12 protein-coding genes and 1 pseudogene are annotated in these 18,365 nt (G+C 63.5%); 3 read left to right on the top strand and 10 right to left on the bottom strand.

Going from position 1 to position 18,365, the window contains the following annotated elements; translation table 11 throughout:
* Positions 1-307: 307 nt before the first annotated feature.
* Together F7D09_RS01755 and F7D09_RS01750 are read right to left on the bottom strand one after the other, a co-directional pair.
* Positions 308-1,180 carry a Bax inhibitor-1/YccA family protein gene (locus F7D09_RS01755; protein WP_152233718.1) on the bottom strand — a complete coding sequence of 291 codons (873 nt, stop codon included), beginning with the start codon at positions 1,178-1,180 and terminating at the stop codon, positions 308-310.
* A gap of 178 nt (positions 1,181-1,358) precedes the next feature.
* A complete protein-coding gene (locus tag F7D09_RS01750) occupies positions 1,359-2,117 on the bottom strand; it encodes a DUF5067 domain-containing protein (RefSeq protein ID WP_152233753.1) in 759 nt (252 codons plus the stop codon).
* 385 nt (positions 2,118-2,502) lie between these two features.
* On the opposite strand from F7D09_RS01750, the gene F7D09_RS01745 reads away from it, so the two are divergent.
* The 3 genes from F7D09_RS01745 to F7D09_RS01735 all read left to right on the top strand — a co-directional run bounded on the left by F7D09_RS01745 (position 2,503) and on the right by F7D09_RS01735 (position 6,865).
* Positions 2,503-3,807, top strand: a complete 1,305-nt coding sequence (locus F7D09_RS01745; RefSeq protein ID WP_226835855.1) for a sensor histidine kinase — start codon at positions 2,503-2,505, stop codon at positions 3,805-3,807.
* Between the two features lie 4 nt (positions 3,808-3,811).
* Positions 3,812-4,510, top strand: coding sequence for a response regulator transcription factor (locus tag F7D09_RS01740; RefSeq protein ID WP_226835845.1), 699 nt, complete (start codon positions 3,812-3,814; stop codon positions 4,508-4,510).
* Positions 4,511-4,765: 255 nt separating this feature from the next.
* Positions 4,766-6,865, top strand: coding sequence for a GmrSD restriction endonuclease domain-containing protein (locus F7D09_RS01735; protein WP_152233716.1), 2,100 nt, complete (start codon positions 4,766-4,768; stop codon positions 6,863-6,865).
* Between the two features lie 140 nt (positions 6,866-7,005).
* Here the strand turns inward: F7D09_RS01735 and gmk are convergent, their stop codons facing one another.
* The 8 genes and pseudogenes from gmk to fusA all read right to left on the bottom strand — a co-directional run bounded on the left by gmk (position 7,006) and on the right by fusA (position 18,340).
* Positions 7,006-7,713: a guanylate kinase gene (gene gmk / locus F7D09_RS11305; RefSeq protein WP_376862807.1), complete on the bottom strand. Its 708-nt coding sequence runs from the start codon at positions 7,711-7,713 to the stop codon at positions 7,006-7,008.
* A 9-nt stretch (positions 7,714-7,722) separates the two neighbouring features.
* Positions 7,723-8,643: pseudogene (gene pyrF, locus F7D09_RS11300) on the bottom strand (orotidine-5'-phosphate decarboxylase); the annotation flags it as partial.
* 2 nt (positions 8,644-8,645) lie between these two features.
* A complete protein-coding gene (carB, locus tag F7D09_RS01725; protein WP_152233714.1) occupies positions 8,646-12,026 on the bottom strand; it encodes a carbamoyl-phosphate synthase large subunit in 3,381 nt (1,126 codons plus the stop codon).
* Positions 12,019-13,236 (bottom strand): glutamine-hydrolyzing carbamoyl-phosphate synthase small subunit, encoded by a 1,218-nt coding sequence (gene carA / locus F7D09_RS01720; protein ID WP_152233713.1) that lies wholly within the window; start codon positions 13,234-13,236, stop codon positions 12,019-12,021. The genes carB and carA overlap by 8 nt, the downstream gene beginning before the upstream one ends.
* 87 nt (positions 13,237-13,323) lie before the next feature.
* Positions 13,324-13,986: a transcription antitermination factor NusB gene (nusB, locus tag F7D09_RS01715; protein ID WP_152233712.1), complete on the bottom strand. Its 663-nt coding sequence runs from the start codon at positions 13,984-13,986 to the stop codon at positions 13,324-13,326.
* A 21-nt stretch (positions 13,987-14,007) separates the two neighbouring features.
* Entirely contained in the window at positions 14,008-14,571 is a 564-nt protein-coding gene (gene efp, locus F7D09_RS01710) for an elongation factor P (RefSeq protein ID WP_152233711.1), read from the bottom strand.
* Between the two features lie 267 nt (positions 14,572-14,838).
* Positions 14,839-16,038 (bottom strand): elongation factor Tu, encoded by a 1,200-nt coding sequence (gene tuf, locus F7D09_RS01705; protein ID WP_152233710.1) that lies wholly within the window; start codon positions 16,036-16,038, stop codon positions 14,839-14,841.
* A 172-nt stretch (positions 16,039-16,210) separates the two neighbouring features.
* Positions 16,211-18,340, bottom strand: a complete 2,130-nt coding sequence (gene fusA, locus F7D09_RS01700; RefSeq protein WP_152233709.1) for an elongation factor G — start codon at positions 18,338-18,340, stop codon at positions 16,211-16,213.
* Positions 18,341-18,365: the final 25 nt, after the last annotated feature.

The raw sequence follows: 18,365 nt of genomic DNA, 5'->3' as shown, positions 1-18,365 counted from the left end.
CGGCGAGCTCAACTTTTCTCATGAGGATTCACGCTAACGCATCGTCGTGACCGGCAGCCGGCTGCGTCGTCATGGAATGTCGGCGCATATGAAAATGCGTCCGGCCGCCCTCATGTCAGGGCGGCCGGACGCATTTCGTCATAGGGTTTCACCTGCCGGTGTTGCCGGGCATCCGCTGCCATGCATCATGCCCCGCCACCGCCGGCTGCGCTGGAACGCGATCGCAACGGACGCCTTGGGCGTCTGCAATGCCGGACATATGGCAATGGCGGACATATGGCACGGTCGGACCGGCGTCCGCCGACGATCAATCCCTGCTGCCGAACAGCTGCAGGATGTACAGGAACATGTTCACGAAATCGAGGTACAGGTTGAGCGCGCAGATGATCGACACCTTCTTGATCATCTCCGGCCCCTGGGCCTCGTACTGCTGGAACAGCATCCGGGTCTGCTGCGCGTCGTACATCGTCATGCCGGCGAACAGCACCAGTCCGATGGCGCAGATGATGCGGGTCGTCTCCGTGGTTCCGGGGACGAAGAACAGCACCAGCTGAGCGATGATCAGCACGATGAGACCCACCATGAGGATCGGCCCCAGCTTGAGCATGTCGAACTTGGTCGTCAGCGAGAACATGGTGAGCACGAAGAAGAACGCCGCGCACAATCCGAGCGACACGCCGATGGCCTGCGGCGCGAACAGCCAGAAGATCGAGCTGAGCGTGAATCCCATGAGCGCCGCGTACACGTAGAACATGATGCGGGCGGTGGACGCCTTCATCTGCATGATGCGGGCGCCGAGAACGACGGCAAGCCCGACCTGCACGATGCACAGGCCGATGAGGCCGACGTTGCCGGTGGCCATGAGGAAGTCGTAGTAGGCGTTCTGTCCGAGGACCGCCACGAGTGCGGTGACGATGAGGCCGAGCGTCATCTCGCCGTAGGCGCGGGTGACGGAGACCCGCCGGGCCTGCTGCACCTGATCGTAGCTGTAGGTCGCCTGCGCGTCCATCACCGCAGGGCCGTTCGCCGTCGCGTACGCATACTGCTGCCCGCCGTACGGCGCCTGCTGATACTGCTGCTGATACTGGCCGTTGTTGTTGTACTGCTGGTTGACGTTGTTGTACTGCTGATTGCCGCCATAATATGGGTTGCCGTTCTGCGGCTGTTGACCGAATGTCATGTTGGCTCCTTACTTGTTAAGCAAGGCCCACTGTAGTGGCGGAGGCTGAATGTTTGATGAACGTCCCGCCTCCGTCTCTCTCGCGCTCGCCGACCCATCCGCGACGCGGGATGTCGGCGTCGACAGGCACGGTCTTTCCTACCCACTTCTCTCGTGCAGGTCCATCCGCAATCGCCGTCTACAGGTTGAAGGTGTGTGCGACCTTGGCTGAGTCGTCCAGCGAGAATGTGTCGGTCACGTCGACGGTCACCGCCGACTGGTCCTTGAGCACGTATCCGACGGTCGCGGTGGCCGTGGCGCCGGGCTGTACGTCGGCCATATAGGAGCTCCCGTCATAGCCTTCGGGCTCATCCATGTACACGGCGGTCTCCAGCGCCTGGCCGTTCTGGAACACCTGGGCGTTGGCGAGCACCATGAACGAATTGTTCTTCTCGGTGGTGTTCTTCCACTCGTAGGTCACCAGGACGGTCGGCTTGCCTTCGTAGTCGTTGCCCGACTTGACCGCGGACACGATCTTGACGTGCATGGTCTTCAGGTCGCCTTCCATGTCCTGCTCGCCCTTGGCGTCCTTGGACGCGCTCTTGGAGGAGCCGGACTTCGCGGTCTGCGACGTGCCCACGGCCTTGTCCATGGCGTCGTCGATCGCCTTGCTGGCCGCCGCCTGCATCGCCAGGGTGATGACGATTGCGAGGATGGACAGCACCGCGGCGACGACGGCGACGATCTTCCCGTCCTTCTTGCCGCGGAACGTTCCCACTATGGCGATGATGGCAAGCACGACGCCGATGGCGCCAAGGATCGCCGCGATGTTGTTGATGATGGGAATGAAGCTCAATACCAGTCCCAGTGCGCCAAAGACCACGCCCACGACTCCGCAGATCGTGATTCTGCCTCGGCCCGCCGCCTGCGGCTTCTCCGTTATGGTTGTATTCGACATCGAATGCTCCTTCTTTCTCTGCTGCGCGGTCATGTTCTTCATGACGTCGTTGCTATGACGTCGTTGCTATGACGTCATGCTTCATGTTGTCGGCCTCCATGCTGCCGTTCTCAAGTTGCCGGGCACCTATGGTCCGGCATGATGGAGGACGTGATGTCTACGGTAGTGAACGACGGCAGGATGCGTCAGTGGACGAATGGCCATTTCGTGATGCACGTTCGGGCAATGCGTGATGTCCGCCGGTCCAATGGCGGACGAAGGTTCGGCGACGTACAGTGGATGCATGAACGAGCACGCACCGCAGACATGGCCATCGGCGCATCCGTCCTCTTCCGCTGACGAGGACGATGTTCCGGTGCGCACGCGCATGTGGTGCACGTCCGTGATGATCCTGCTGGCATCGTTCATGTGTCTGGTCCAGACATCCTACGCGGCACAGCGCTATGTCAGCGACCCCCACAACGCGATGTTCGTATGGATGACGGCCAGCACGCTTCTGTCGCTGGCATTCCCCTTCATGCTGCTGCTGCGTTCGCAATACCCCGAGTCGGTGTTCTGGACCTCCTGCGCGGTCATACTCGTGTTCCCGTACGATCCGCTGCTGATGCTCATGGCGTTGACGTCGCTGGTGGCGCGGCGAAGCGATACGGCGAGGACCATACGGGCGGTCTGCGCCGCGGCCGTCATCGGAGGATGGGCGCAGCTGCGCGACGTCCTGCGCACGCCGGACTCCTCGTTGTGGCAGTCCGCGATATTCGCCAAACCGCATACCGGTGTCGACGGAGAGCCGCTCATCGTGCTTGCCGGCATACCTACGATTGCGGCGACGGCGATCGTCGTGGAGCTGATAGCCGTAGCCGTCGCCACGCTCATCGGCCTCTACATCCGTTCACGCGCCAGGCTCATCAGGGCCGACGAACGCGCACAGGCCATCAGCCGTCATGCCGAGAACCTCGAACATGACCTCTCCGACAAGCGTCTTGCCGAAGCCATCGCCGCGGAGGCCCATGACACGCTGGCACATTCGCTCTCACTCATCGCGCTGAACGCGAGCGCCCTGCAGGTCGAGGCAAAGAAGCTGGCCAAGGCGAGCGCCAACGCCGATGATGGTTCCGTTCATGGCCGGCCATCCGGCGACGGCATCACGGAACTCGCCGCGAAAGCCGACGAGATCCGCCGTCAGGCCGCCGGCGCCCTTGACGAGGCGCACGCCATCATCGGCATGCTCCGTCACCCGCAGCAAGCCTGGGAGCAGCTCCAGCCGGATGGCGATACGTCACTGACCCGGGAATCGTTGGACGCGCTGTGCGCGGACGCCCGCAGCGCCGGCACGCAGCTCAACACGTGGATCGACGTGCAGCAGCTGTCCATGCTGGACGAGGATACGGGCAAGGTGGCGTATCGCACGATTCAGGAGGGGCTGACGAACGCCCGACGTCATGCCGCCGGCCAGCCGGTGTCCTTGGAGGTGCATGCGGATCCTGGGCAAGGGGTGCATGTGCATGTCAGCAACCCGATGCAGTCGGCAGCGATTGTGCCGGGCAACGGGCTCACCGGACTTGAGGCGCGCGCGAAGTCGGTCGGCGGCATCTGCCGGTTCGGCACCGACGACCGACGGCTGTTCCACCTTGACGTACGGCTGCCGTGGAGGCCACGGCATCCCACACCGGAGGCAGAGCGCGTACAATGAACCCGTGAGCGATTCCACCGTGACGGCGCGTCCTTCAATCACCGTGAGCATCATCGACGACGATCCCATGGTCTGTCAGGCCATGGGCATGATTCTGCGTGACTATTCGCAGCAGCGGATTCAGGTCTTGTCCACGTCGACCAGCGGAAGGGATGCGGTCGAGAGGGCCAGTCGGGAACACCCCGACGTCGTGCTGATGGACATCGCCATGCCCGGCATCGACGGCATCGAGACGACCCGTCTGATGAGAAGGCTGCCTCAGGCTCCCCACGTGCTGATCCTGACGTCGCTGAACCCGGAGCACACCGTGGAACGGGCCATCGAGGCAGGGGCTGAGGGATTCGTATCGAAAACGGACTCCCCCGAGGAGATCATCGAAAGGATCAACGGCGTATGCGACGGGACGCCGCAGTTCAATCCCACCAGCCAACGCCAGCTCATCGCCGCGATCAGCAGGCAGCAGCCCACATCACGGCGCGACGAGGCGCGAAGCCTGCTCGACTCCCTGCCTTCACGGGAACGCGAGGCCGTGCTGCTCGCCGCGGAAGGCCTCACCAACGCGCAGATAGCGAGCAGGATGTTCATCTCGGAGCGAACGGCGAAAGCGCATCTTTCCAGCGCATCCGACAAGTTGAGCATGGGGCGCGTCCAACTGGCCCGTCTGGTCGAACGGGCTGATATCGCGCCGCCGGCCGACGACTGAGCCCAAGCCGGCACCAGTAGCCGGCTGATGGCTGCAGTCAGTTCGCTTCCCGGTCATCCGGCACCGGGCATCATTGCCGCCCAGCATCATTGCCGCCCAGCATCATTGCCGCCCAGCATCATTGGAGCCCGGCAACAGCATCCGCCGGCAACAGCACAGTCGCGCCGCGCCGCACAAGGATGCCGGCGACATCTGCATCCATACCAGCCAGCTGGTAGGCTGAATACGATAAGCACGGCCAAAGGAGGGGGAATCATGGCGATCGACGCGACGGAAAAACCTTTGGGCAAGGTGTTCACACCGGATTATCAGCTGTCCATCCCATCGTTCCAGCGCGCATACATCTGGAAGCGGGAGAACATCCTGCAGCTCATCACCGACCTGCAGGACGCCTGCCAGTCGCCGGAGACCCCATACTTCCTCGGGTCGCTGATCCTGGTGCGCGAGGGGGAATGCCGCTATTCGGTCATCGACGGCCAGCAACGGCTGGTCTCGCTGTCGATCATCATCGCCGCGCTGCGCGACCTCGAGCATGACGAGGAATGGATGAAACTGCTCGACGCGCTGATCGTCGAACCCGGAGACAAGCTGCGCGGCATCATCGCCCAGCCCAGGCTCGCCCTACGCGAGCGCGACGCGGCATTCTTCCGTGAATACGTGCAGGAAGGCAATCTCGAGGCCCTGTTCGACATGTCGGACGAGGACTGCGCCTCGAACGCCCAGCGCAACATCCGCGCGAACACCCGCCAAGCCTACGATACGCTTTCGCTGATGAGCGAAGAGGAGCGTCGCCGCTTCGCCTCCTATGTGGTGAACATGGTCACGCTGGTCATCGTGACCACGGACGATCTGGACGGCGCGCATCGCATCTTCGACGTGATGAACATGCGCGGACTGCCACTCACCCCGTCCGACGTGTTCAAGGCGAAGGCGATATCAGGCCTCTCCCCCGCCGCGGCCGACCTGTATTCGGCCCGCTGGGACGACATCATGGATCCGCTCGGCGATGACGCGTCGAGGATCGAGGACTTCTTCTCCTATCTGCATCTCATCCTCACGCATACGCCGGCGACGGGGCGTCTCATCGAGGACTTTCTCACCGGATGCCTGCAGTCGTATATCGACCGGCACAGCATCGAATCGTTCATCGACGGCGTACTCGCCCCGTACGCCATGGCATGGCGGATCATCGACCGCCCGTCCGACACCGTGCTTCCGGATACCGTTCGCGGACGTCTTGAATCGTTGTGCGATTATCGTCATGACGAATGGCGTCCCGTCGCGATGTGGGCGCTCGTCCACTCCTACCGCAGCCTCGGCGACGCCGACTCGGTGTTCCAACGCCGTGGATCGCATTCGGCACGGCCCGGGCAGAGCGCGGCCGATGCCCTGGAGCCTCACGACCGTCAGCGGCTTGACGACATCCTGCGGCTGCTGGAGCGCGTGACCGGCATGGATACGCTGAACCGTCGCAATGCCATGATTCGCCGTGGCCATGCGGCAAGCGCAATCCGTGATCTTGACAAGGGATTCCCCGTGCATCTGGTGCGCGGCCTGAGCGTATCCGCCGATGATCGCGCCGGTGCCTTGGTGCGTCTGCACGGTGAGATGCAGGGCGATCCGGAGCTCATCCGGCTGCTGCTGATCCGCGCCAACGAGCAGCTCGCCGGGGCGCGCATCCCCCGGCCGCGTTCGCTCAGCGCCCTGCCCATCATGCCACTCGCCAACTATGCGGCCTCCTCGTTCGCCGGCTGGGATGATGACGCGCACGATTACTGGATGTACCGGCTGGGCAACATGGCGCTCGCCCAGGGAAACGACGAGCAGCTGAACAATCTTGACGACTATATCCGCCGGCGTAACCGCCTGCTGCTACGCGCCGACTCGCGCCGGTTCCCGCTGACCAGCCAGTTGCAGGATTTCAACGCGTGCACGCCGCAGATGGTCGAACACCGTCAGGCCGAGACCATACGGCTGCTCGCCGATTACTGGGACATCCGGTATGACGAGAATCATCGGGACCTGACTGATAACACACCGGAACGTTTGGCTGTCGACGCCGCCAAACCGTCGCGCGGATCCCAGCGCGTCACCATCAGGCAAGTGGTCGCCGCCGGACTGCTGATTCCCGGGGAGACCCTGGTCTGGGAACGCCCGCGCAAGGGCGAGCGGTGGACGGTCACCGTGACGCAGGACGGACGTTTCCGTCTCGAGGACGGTTCAGAATACACGACGCCGACCGCCGCTGCGCGAGCCGCAGGCGGTCACAGCGCCGGTCTTGACGTGTGGAGACGCACGTCGAACGGGGAAAAGCTCAGCGACATCTGGAAACGGTACCGTCTGCTGGGACGCTGATATCGCAGGACGCTGACGCCGGATGACGCCTCAGCATGGCTGACATATGACAATGGCCGGCGAACGGAACCGCCCTCTCGGGCACTCCGTTCACCGGCCACGCGCGTATATGGTCAGCGGCAATCACCGTCGGCCTGTCGTCACTCAGTGATGCCGTACTCCTTGGCGATGATGCCCCACAGCTCTTCCGAAGCCCTGTTGACATCGTCGTTGACGATGGTGACGTCGAACTCGTTTTCGGCGGCGAGCTCGACCTTGGCGGTCTCCAGGCGCTTGGCCACCTCCTCGGCGGATTCGGTGCCGCGTCCCTTCAGACGGCGGACGAGCTCGTCGAAGCTGGGAGGCGCGATGAAGACATACACCACTTCGAGTCCAAGCTCGGCGGCACGCTGCTTGACGCGCCGCGCTCCCTGCAGGTCGATCTCCAGCACGGTGGGGATGCCTTCGGCAAGATGCTCCTGCACAGGCTTGATGAGCGTACCGTATCGGGCCAGTCCGTGGACGACCGCGGTCTCCAGGAATTCGCCGTCCTTCTCCTTGGCCGAGAACTGCTGATCGTCAAGGAACCAGTAGTTGACGCCGTTCACCTCGCCGGGGCGGGGCTTTCGGGTGGTTGCCGAAACCGAGACCCAGACGCCGGGATGCTTCTTGCGCAGGGCGTTCTCCACGGTCCCCTTGCCGACTCCCGCCGGTCCGGTGAGCACGACGAGACGCTTCTTCGGCGTCTTGTCCGCAGGAGCGGCGGTCTCTTCGGCACCGGCCGCACCGGATTCGGACACCTGCACACCGGTCTTGTTGTCATGATCGTGGCTTGCCGCCGTCGTGCCGGACTTTCGGATGGTTCCCATGCCGTCCTTCTCCTTGTCTTCGCCTTCTTTCATGGCCTCGTACAATGCCTGGCGCACGTCAATGGCAATGGCTTCGGTGGCCTGCGAGAGCGCCGAGATGTCGGGGCCGTGCGCGGCGATGAACCGCGACACGGTGACGAGCACATTGCCCTTGGTGCCTTTGAACACGGTCTTGAGGTCCTTGGCCTCGGCGCCCTGCCAGCCGTATCCCGGCGACAGGATCGGCCCCGTGAACTTGGCGGGGTCGACGCCGCTGTCGGCGATCCACTGGCCGATGGTGGCGCCGATGATGAGGCCCACGGAGCCCATGCCGCTGACGCCATCATTGAACTTCTGCGCGGTGCTGGCGATGCCGTACGCCACGGTCTTGCCCTTGAAGTCGCCGGTCTGGCGGATGGCGGTCTGCATGCTCGCGCCCTCGGAATTTGAGGTGAGCGATGCGATGAAGACGCCACGGCCGTTGTTGAGGGCCTCGTTGGTCAGGCCCTGCAGCGAGCGTGCGCCGTAGTACGGCAACAGGGTGATGGCGTCGGCGAGCATGGGCGCGCCGGGCTTGAAGTAGGCGTCCGCGATGGCGGAGATGGTGGTGGACAGACCGCCGTGCAGGCAGTCGACGATGGTGATGATGCCCATCTGCCGCGCGGCATACAGGACGCGTTCGAGCGCGGCGAATCCTTTGGATCCGTAGCGCTCGAACATGGGCGCCTGGAACTTGACGGCAGCCGCACGGTCGCTCATGGCCTGCAGCATGCGCATCGAGAACAGCTCAGCGCCCTCAGCGTCGACGTTGTATCCCCAGTCGGTGAGGATCTTCCGGTGTGGGTCGATGCCCACGCACAACGGACCGTATTTCTGCATCGAACTGCTCAACCGCAGTCCGAAGTCCGATCGCAAGGCCTGAAGTTCCTGATCACTGCTGGGGTGTGTCATCGTTAATCCTGACTTTCCAACTCGAACAACTGCTTGGCGTGTTCCTGAATGCTCATGATCTGGTAGTCGTTGTTCTTCACGGCCTCGATGGCGAGCAACACCGCGGAGAACTCGGTTATGGTCGTGAACTGCGGCAGGTCGGCGGCGATGGCGGCGGCTCGAATCGAGTAGCCGTCGGAACGCGAGCCCCTCGAGTTCGGCGTGTTGAGGATCATGTCGATCTTGCCTTCCTCGATCAGCTCGACCACGTTCTTGCCGACGCTGCCCTCGGCGTGGACGACCTTGACCGCGGCATCCGGATCGGAGTCGATCCTGGTGCTGATCTTGTCGACCACCTTGGATTCGATGCCGTAGCGGCGCAGCACGGAGGCGGTGCCCTCGGTGGCCCAGATGGAGAATCCGAGCTGGACGAGACGCACGGCCATAAGCGGAAGCTGCCGCTTGTCGGTGTCGTTCACGGAGATGAAGACGTTGCCGCTGGTCGGCAGACCGCCTTCGTAGGCGGCGAGCTGGCTCTTGGCGAACGCGTGCGGGAAGTCTCGGTCGAAGCCCATGACCTCGCCGGTGGAGCGCATCTCGGGGCCGAGCAGGATGTCGACGGTCTTGCCGACCGGAGTGCGGAAGCGCTTGAACGGCAGCACGGACTCCTTGACGGCGACCTGCTGGCCGCGATGCATCACGCCGCCGTCTCCCTTCGGCAGCAGCAGGCCGTTGGCGCGCTGCTGGGCGATGGTCTCCCCCGCCATGATACGCGCGGCGGCCTTCGCCAGCGCGACGCCGGTGGCCTTGGATGCGAACGGCACAGTGCGCGACGCACGCGGGTTGGCCTCGATGACGTACAGCGTGTTCGCCATGAAGGCGTACTGCACGTTGATCAGGCCCTGGACGCCACAGCCCTTGGCGATGGCGTACGTACCCTCGCGCAGGCGGCGAATCTGATCGTCGGAGAGCGTCGACGGCGGCAGCGTGCAGGCCGCGTCGCCCGAGTGGACACCGGCCTCCTCGATGTGCTCCATGATGCCGCCGATGTACAGCTCCTTGCCGTCGAACAGCGCGTCGACGTCAATCTCGATGGCGTCCTGGAGGAACTTGTCGATGAGCAGCGGGGAGGGAAGACGACCGGAGACGACCGTATCGGCCTTCGCCTCGTCAAGTGCGCGGTTGACGTACTTGATCAGCTGGGCGTCGTCATACACGATCTCCATGCCGCGGCCGCCGAGCACGTAGCTGGGGCGGACGAGCACCGGGTAGCCGATGTTGTGCGCGGCCTCGCGCGCCTCTTCGAGGCTCAGCGCCGTGCCGTAGCGCGGCGCGTTCATGTGTTCGCGACGCAGCACCTCGCCGAACAGCTCACGGTTCTCCGCAAGGTCGATGGATTCCGGCGTGGTGCCGAGAATCGGAACGCCTGCGGCCTTGAGTCGCGCGGCGAGCGACAGCGGGGTCTGTCCGCCGAGCTGCACGATGACGCCCTTGACCGGCCCCATCTTCTTCTCGGCCTCGTAGATCTCGAGCACGTCCTCGAAGGTCAGCGGCTCGAAGTAGAGGCGGTTCGACATGTCGTAGTCGGTCGAGACGGTCTCGGGGTTGCAGTTGACCATGATGGTGTCATAGTCCTTGCCGAGCTCCTGCACGGCGTGCACGCACGTGTAGTCGAACTCGATGCCCTGGCCGATGCGGTTCGGGCCGGAACCGAGGATGATGACCGCCTCGCGCTCGCGCGGGCGCAGTTCGGACTCGTCGGCGTAGCAGCTGTAGTAGTACGGCGTGACCGCGTCGAACTCGGCGGCGCAGGTGTCCACAGTCTTGTAGACGGGTCGCAGGCCATACGTCCAGCGCAGCTCGCGGACCGTGTTCTCGCCTTCGTCGCCAAGATGGCGCAGGTGGGCGATCTGCAGGTCGGACAGGCCGGCCAGCTTGGCCTTCTTCAGCAGCTTGCGGGTCAGGGTCTCGGCGTCGCGCACCTCGAGCGCGGTGTCGTTGATGAGCGCCAGCTGACGCACGAACCACGGGTCGATCTTCGTGGCGTCGAAGATCTCCTTCTCGCTCGCGCCGCCCCACAGGGCGCGCTGAATCTGCAGGTAGCGATGCTCGGTCGGGATCTTGATCGCTTCGAGCAGCTCGTCGACCTCGTTGCGGTCGGGCTTGTCACCGTCCCAGCTGAAGCCCATGTGACGCTTGTCGATGGACCGCATGGCCTTGCCGAGCGACTCCTGGAAGTTGCCGCCGAGGGCCATGGCCTCGCCGACGGACTTCATGGAGGTGGTGAGCCTCGGATCGGCACCGGGGAACTTCTCGAACGCGAAACGCGGCACCTTGGTGACGACGTAATCGATGGTCGGTTCGAAGCTGGCGGGCGTGGACTGGGTGATGTCGTTGCGGATCTCGTCGAGCGTGTAGCCGAGCGCCAGCTTGGTGGCGATCTTGGCGATCGGGAAACCGGTGGCCTTGGACGCCAGCGCGGAGGAGCGGGAGACGCGCGGGTTCATTTCGATGACGATGATGCGGCCGGTCTCGGGGTGCACGGCGAACTGGATGTTGCAGCCGCCGGTGTCGACGCCCACGCCGCGGATGATGGCGATGCCGATGTCACGCAGCTTCTGGTATTCGCGGTCGGTGAGGGTGAAGCAGGGGGCGACGGTGATGGAGTCGCCGGTGTGCACGCCGACCGGGTCGACGTTCTCGATCGGGCAGACGACGACCACGTTGTCGTTGCGGTCGCGCATGAGCTCGAGCTCGAACTCCTTCCAGCCTTCGATGCCCTCCTCGAGCAGCACTTCGTCGGTCGGCGAGTAGTGCAGGCCGGCACCAGCGATGCGGTGCAGCTCCTCTTCGTTGTGGGCGATGCCCGAACCGAGGCCGCCCATGGTGAAGCTGGGGCGCACGACCAGCGGGAAGCCGAGCTCGGCGGCCACCGCGTCGACCTCCTTCATGGAGTGGGCCACTTCGGAGCGGGCGGACTCGGCGCCCGCCTCGTCGACGACCTTCTTGAACAGCTCGCGGTCCTCGCCGCGGTCGATGGCATCAAGGGACGCGCCGATGAGTTCGACGTTGTACTTCTTGAGCACGCCGGCCTCGCCGAGCGCCATGGCGGCGTTGAGCGCGGTCTGGCCGCCGAGGGTCGGCAGCAGCGCGTCGGGGCGCTCCTTGGCGATGATCTGCTCGAGGATCGGCGTCGCGATCGGCTCGATGTAGGTGGCGTCGGCCATCTCCGGATCGGTCATGATGGTCGCCGGGTTGGAGTTGACGAGAATGACGCGGATGCCCTCCTCGCGCAGCACGCGGCACGCCTGGGTGCCGGAGTAGTCGAACTCGGCGGCCTGACCGATCACGATCGGGCCGGAGCCGATGACCATCACTGACTTGATGTCGGTGCGCTTAGGCATTGCGGTGTTCCTCCTTGGACGTGTTCATCAGATCGACGAAACGGTCGAACAGATAGGCGGCGTCGTGAGGGCCGGCCGCCGCCTCGGGGTGGTACTGGACGGAGAACGCGGGGATGTCCACGCACTGCAGACCCTCCACCACGTTGTCGTTAAGGTCGATATGCGAGACGAACACCTTGCCGTAGCGGCCGGAGTCGAACGGGGAGACCACGGTCTCGCCGATTGGCGCGTCGACCGCGAAGCCGTGGTTGTGCGCGGTGACTTCGACCTTGCCGGTGGTGAGGTCCTTGACGGGCTGGTTGATGCCACGGTGACCGAACTTCAGCTTGTAGGTGCCGAAGCCGAGCGCGCGGCCGAGCAGCTGGTTACCGAAGCAGATGCCGAAGAACGGGTATCCGGCGTCGAGCACCTTGCGCAGCAGTTCGACTTCGGGGTCGGCCTGCTCGGGGTCGCCCGGGCCGTTGGAGAAGAACACGCCGTCCGGGTTGAGCGCCTGCAGCTCGTCGAACGTGATGGTCGAGGGCACGACGTGCACGCGGCAGCCACGCTCGGCCATGCGATGAGGCGTCATGGCCTTGATGCCGAGATCGACGGCGGCGACGGTGAACAGCGGTTCCTTGCCTGCGAACTCGCCGCACGGCTCGATGGTGTATGCCTGCTTGGTGCTGACCTCGTCATACAGGCTCAGTCCCTTCATCTGCGGGGTGGCCTTGACCTCGTCGATCAGCGAGTCGATACTGCGGATGCGGCCCTGCTCGTCCTTGAGCACATCGCCGGAGAAGATACCGGCGCGCATGACGCCTGCCGAACGCAGGTGACGCACCAGCTTTCGGGTGTCGATGCGGCTGATGCCGACGATGCCCTCGCGTACCAGATCGTCGTCAAGGCTGCCGGTCGCACGCCAGTTGCTGACGGTCGGGCTGGGGTCGCGAACCACGTATCCGGCGACCCAGATACGGGAGGATTCCGGATCCTCCTCGTTGATTCCCGTGTCCCCGATGTGCGGGAACGTCTGCACGACGATCTGCCGATCATAGCTGGGATCGGTCAATGTCTCCTGGTAACCGGTCATGCCGGTCGCGAACACGATCTCGCCAGTGGTCCTGCCGACCGCGCCGTAAGGCTCACCCACATACACTTGCCCGTCCTCGAGAACAAGAACGGCATCATCAGGGGAGAAACTCACGGCTTCGGAATCAATCTGGTTCACCAAAACCCCCTTATAATCTTGGGATATTCGTACCAACCATAACCGTCGGCGGGGACGCTCCCCGCCGCCCGGCATGGTGGTTTCACTTTATTTGTCTACGGACTCGCCGTCGTTCGCCGCCGCGTCGTCCGCAGGGGCGTCGTTCACATGGGCATCGTCCACGGAAACATCATCGAAGCTCATGTCCTCGAAGTCGACGGCACCGTCATCGTCGGCGGAATCAGCGCCGGCCGAATCGGCAGCGTCCGTCGCAACCGGCTTGTCCTCGGTGTCTTCATGGGACTCGCCGTCCTGATGCGAGGCATCGTCCTGGCCGTTCGCGTCAGCCGTCCTGCGCAGCTGGGTACGGGCCTCGTCGTCATCGCTGATCGCGCTGAGCAGACCATGGATGAAGGCCAGCGAATGCTCATCGCTCAGCAGCTTGGCCAGATCAAGGGCCTCGTCGATGGCGACGCGGTCGGGCACGTCGTCGTTGTAGATGATCTCCCACGCCGCGATGCGCAGGATGTTGCGATCCACGACGGCCATACGCCAGACCTTCCACCCAGTGGAGTGATCATTGAGCATACGGTCAATCTCGCGACGATGGTCTGCGACGCCGCGCACGATTTCGATGGCATAGTCGGGAAGCGGCGTCTGAGCGCCGGGCTGCTTGATGCGCTCAGCAAGAAGGGACAGGAAGTCCTGTCCCTTCTCGTCCGCTTCATACAAGGTGTTCAGAGCCCTTTTGCGAGCGGTGGAACGTGCCATGGAAGCTTGGTGTCCTTACTCTCAGTTCTCACGGCCGAGGTAGGAGCCGTCACGCGTATCGACCTTGACCTTCTCGCCTTCGCCGATGAACAGCGGCACCTGGATCTCGGCGCCGGTCTCCACGGTGGCGGGCTTGGTGCCGGCGTTGGAGCGGTTGCCCTGCAGGCCGGGCTCGGTGTGGGTGATGGTCAGGATCACGGACGCCGGCAGCTCGACGGACAGCGGGGTGCCGTCGTGGAAGCTCACCACGCAGTCGGTGCCCTCAAGCAGGAACTTGGCCTGGTCGCCAAGCAGCGTCTTAGGGATGTAGATCTGGTCGTAGGTGGTCATGTCCATGAAGACGAAGTTGTCGCCGTCCTCGTAGGAGTACTGGAGGTTGCGGTTGTCCACCGTCTCGAACTCCATCTTCATGCCGGCGTTGAAGGTCTTGTCGACGATCTTGCCGGAGAGCACGTTCTTGATGGTGGTGCGCACGAAGGCGGGGCCCTTGCCCGGCTTGACGTGCTGGAACTTGATGACGGTCCACAGCTGGCCGTCGAGGTTCAGGACGGATCCGTTCTTGATGTCATTGGTAGTCTGTGCCACAGTAACTCACCTTTTCATATGTCAATGTCGGCAAAGCTCAAAATTAGCCTTGGTAATTATGCCATGACCCGTATACAGCGCTGCGAGCGCGTGCCAAGGGCTGCATGGCAACGACGTATCACTGAGCGGCATAGGGGCGCAGGTAAGTGTAAGACCCGCTGGGTGATACTCCGTGGGGATATACGAATGGGCCCCGGAACCTCTTGCAAGGTTCCGGGGCCCATTCAGCGCGCTAGTTCAAGCGTGTCGGATGTCGTCTGATGAAAATCAGGCGAGAATCTTGGTGACACGGCCCGAGCCGACGGTGTGGCCACCCTCACGCACAGCGAAGGTCAGGCCCTCCTCCATGGCGATGGGCTGGATCAGCTCGACCGTGAAGGTCGCGTGATCGCCAGGCTGAACCATCTCGACGCCTTCCGGCAGCTCGATGACGCCGGTGACGTCGGTGGTGCGGAAGTAGAACTGCGGACGGTAGTTGGAGAAGAACGGCGAGTGACGGCCACCCTCATCCTTGGTCAGGACGTAGACCTCACCCTCGAACTTGGTGTGCGGGGTGACGGAGCCCGGCTTGGCCACAACCTGGCCACGCTCGACGTCCGTACGGTTGATGCCACGGAGCAGCAGACCCGTGTTGTCGCCGGCCTCGCAGGAGTCCATCGTCTTGTGGAAGGTCTCGATGGAGGTGACGGTGGTGTTCTGGGTCGGGCGGATGCCGACGATCTCGACCGGGGTGTTGACGGCCAGCTGGCCACGCTCAACACGGCCGGTGACGACCGTACCACGACCGGAGATGGTGAACACGTCCTCGATCGGCATCAGGAACGGCTTGTCGAGGTCGTGGACCGGGGTCGGGATGTACTCGTCGACCGCATCCATGAGCTGCTTGACGGTCTCGACCCAGTGCTCGTGGTTCGGGGCGTCGTCGTGCAGAGCGCCGTAGGCGGAGGTACGGATGACCGGGCAGTCGCGATCGAAGCCGTTCTCGTCGAGGAGGTCACGGACCTCTTCCTCAACGAGCTCGATGAGCTCCTCGTCCTCGACCATATCGCACTTGTTCAGGGCGACCAGGATCTTCGGGACGCCGACCTGACGGGCGAGCAGAACGTGCTCGCGGGTCTGGGCCATCGGGCCGTCGGTGGCGGCCACAACGAGGATGGCGCCATCCATCTGGGCGGCACCGGTGATCATGTTCTTCACGAAGTCGGCGTGGCCCGGGCAGTCCACGTGAGCGTAGTGGCGCTTCGCGGTCTGGTACTCGATGTGGGCGATGTTGATGGTGATACCACGCTGCTGCTCTTCCGGAGCGGCGTCGATCTGGTTGAAATCGTACTCCGGGTTGACATCCGGGTACTCATCGTGCAGCACCTTGGAGATGGCTGCGGTCAGCGTCGTCTTACCGTGATCGACGTGGCCGATGGTACCGATGTTAACGTGCGGCTTGGAGCGTACGTACTTTTCCTTTGCCATTTAATTGTCCTCCTGGACGTCTCGTGTAGTTGGCTTGCACTTGTGGCGCAAGGCACTCGCTACATTGTACTGGGTTTCTGGGTTGCTTGCCACTTTGGAGCCAGAACCCAGTCAGCGGTAAACGATTTTACCGCTGACTGGAGACAGCCGGCATCTTCAGCGGCAGCGCGTGTCACTCGCCGCGCTGGGCCTTGATGATCTCGTCGGAGACGCTCTTCGGCACCTCGGCGTAGGAGTCCATCTGCATGGTGAACATGGCGCGGCCCTGGGTCTTCGAACGCAGGTCGCCGATGTAGCCGAACATCTCGGACAGCGGGACCTTGGCGTCGATGACCTTGACGCCGGTGGCGTCGGTCATGGACTGGATGTTGCCACGACGCTGGTTGAGGTCGCCGATGACGTCGCCCATGTACTCCTCCGGAGTACGGACCTCGACGGCCATGATCGGCTCGAGGATGACGGGCTTCGCCTTCGGGGCAGCCTCCTTGAACGCCATGGAACCGGCGATCTTGAAGGCCATCTCGGAGGAGTCGACCGGGTGCATCTGGCCGTCGTACACGGTGGCCTTGACGCCCACGACCGGGAAGCCGGCGAGCACACCGGACTCCATGGCCTCCTTGACACCGGCCTCGATGGGTCCGATGAACTCGGCGGAGATGTGGCCGCCGGTGACCTTGTTCTCGAACTCGAAGGTCTCGCCCTTTTCGGTGTCGAGAGGCTCGAAGTTCATGAACACCTTTGCGAACTGGCCGGAACCACCGGTCTGCTTCTTGTGGGTGTAGACCTCGTTCATGACGGCCTTGCGGATGGTCTCGCGGTAAGCGACCTGCGGCTTGCCGACGTTGCACTCGACCTTGAACTCGCGGCGCATACGGTCGACGATGATGTCGAGCTGGAGCTCGCCCATGCCTGCGATCAGCGTCTGGCCGGACTCTTCGTCAGTGGTGACCTGGAAGGTCGGATCCTCGTCGGAGAGCTTCGCGAGGGCGACGCCCATCTTCTCCTGGTCGGCCTTGGTCTTCGGCTCGACGGCCACCTGGATCACAGGATCCGGGAAGGTCATGGACTCGAGCGAGATCGGGGCGGACTCGGCGCACAGGGTGTCACCGGTGGAGACGTTCTTGAGGCCGACGAACGTGTAGATGTTGCCGGCTTCGGCGGCGTCGACCGGGTTCTCCTTGTCGGCGTGCATCTGGAAGATCTTGCCGATGCGCTCCTTCTTGCCCTTCGTGGAGTCGAGCACGTTGTCGCCCGGCTTGACGGAGCCGGAGTAGACGCGCACGAACACGAGCTTGCCGTAGAAGGGGTGGGTGGAGATCTTGAAGACCAGGGCCGCGAACGGATCGGAGGTCAGCGGCTTGCGGTCAATCTCGACGGACTCGTCGCCCGGCTTGAAGCCCTTGATGGACGGCACGTCCTCCGGGGACGGCAGGAAGTCGATGACGGCATCGAGCATCGGCTGCACGCCCTTGTCCTTGAACGCGGAACCGCACAGGACCGGGTAGGCGCGACGCTCGATGGTGAGCTGGCGGATGCCCGCACGGATCTCTTCCTCGGTCAGCTCGCCGGAGTCGAGGTACTTCTCGGTCAGCTCGTCGTTGGCCTCGGCCACGTCGTCGAGCAGGGCGGAGCGGTACTCCTCGGCCTTGTCCTGGAGGTCGGCCGGGATGTCGACGGTGTCGTACTGGGCGCCCATGTTGTCCTTGACGTCGTTCCAGACGTAGGCCTTCATGCGGATCAGGTCGACGACGCCGGCGAAGTCGTTCTCGGCGCCGATCGGCAGCTGGACGACCAGCGGCTTCGCACCGAGCTTCTCCTTGATGGTCTTGACCGAGTAGTAGAAGTCAGCGCCGAGCTTGTCCATCTTGTTGATGAAGCAGATACGCGGAACGCCGTACTTGTCGGCCTGGCGCCACACGGTCTCGGACTGCGGCTCCACACCTTCCTTGCCGTCGAAGACGGCGACGGCACCATCGAGGACGCGCAGGGAGCGCTCCACCTCGGCAGTGAAGTCCACGTGGCCGGGGGTGTCGATGATGTTGATCTGGAACTTTTCCTTGGTGTCGTGGGTCTGGCGGTTCCAGAAGCAGGTGGTGGCGGCGGACTGGATGGTGATGCCGCGCTCCTGCTCCTGCGCCATGAAGTCCATCGTGGCGGCGCCGTCGTGCACCTCGCCGATCTTGTAGCTCTTACCGGTGTAGAAGAGGATACGTTCGGTGGTGGTGGTCTTGCCGGCGTCGATGTGGGCCATGATGCCGATGTTGCGGATCTGATGAAGATCAGTAAGCACGTCTAGTGCCATGAGTGTTCCTTAACTCTCGTTCTGA

The organism is Bifidobacterium leontopitheci, from assembly GCF_009193355.1.
In the GTDB taxonomy this organism is placed as follows: Bacteria; Actinomycetota; Actinomycetes; order Actinomycetales; family Bifidobacteriaceae; genus Bifidobacterium; species Bifidobacterium leontopitheci.
This window is presented reverse-complemented; position numbering and strand designations above follow the sequence as displayed.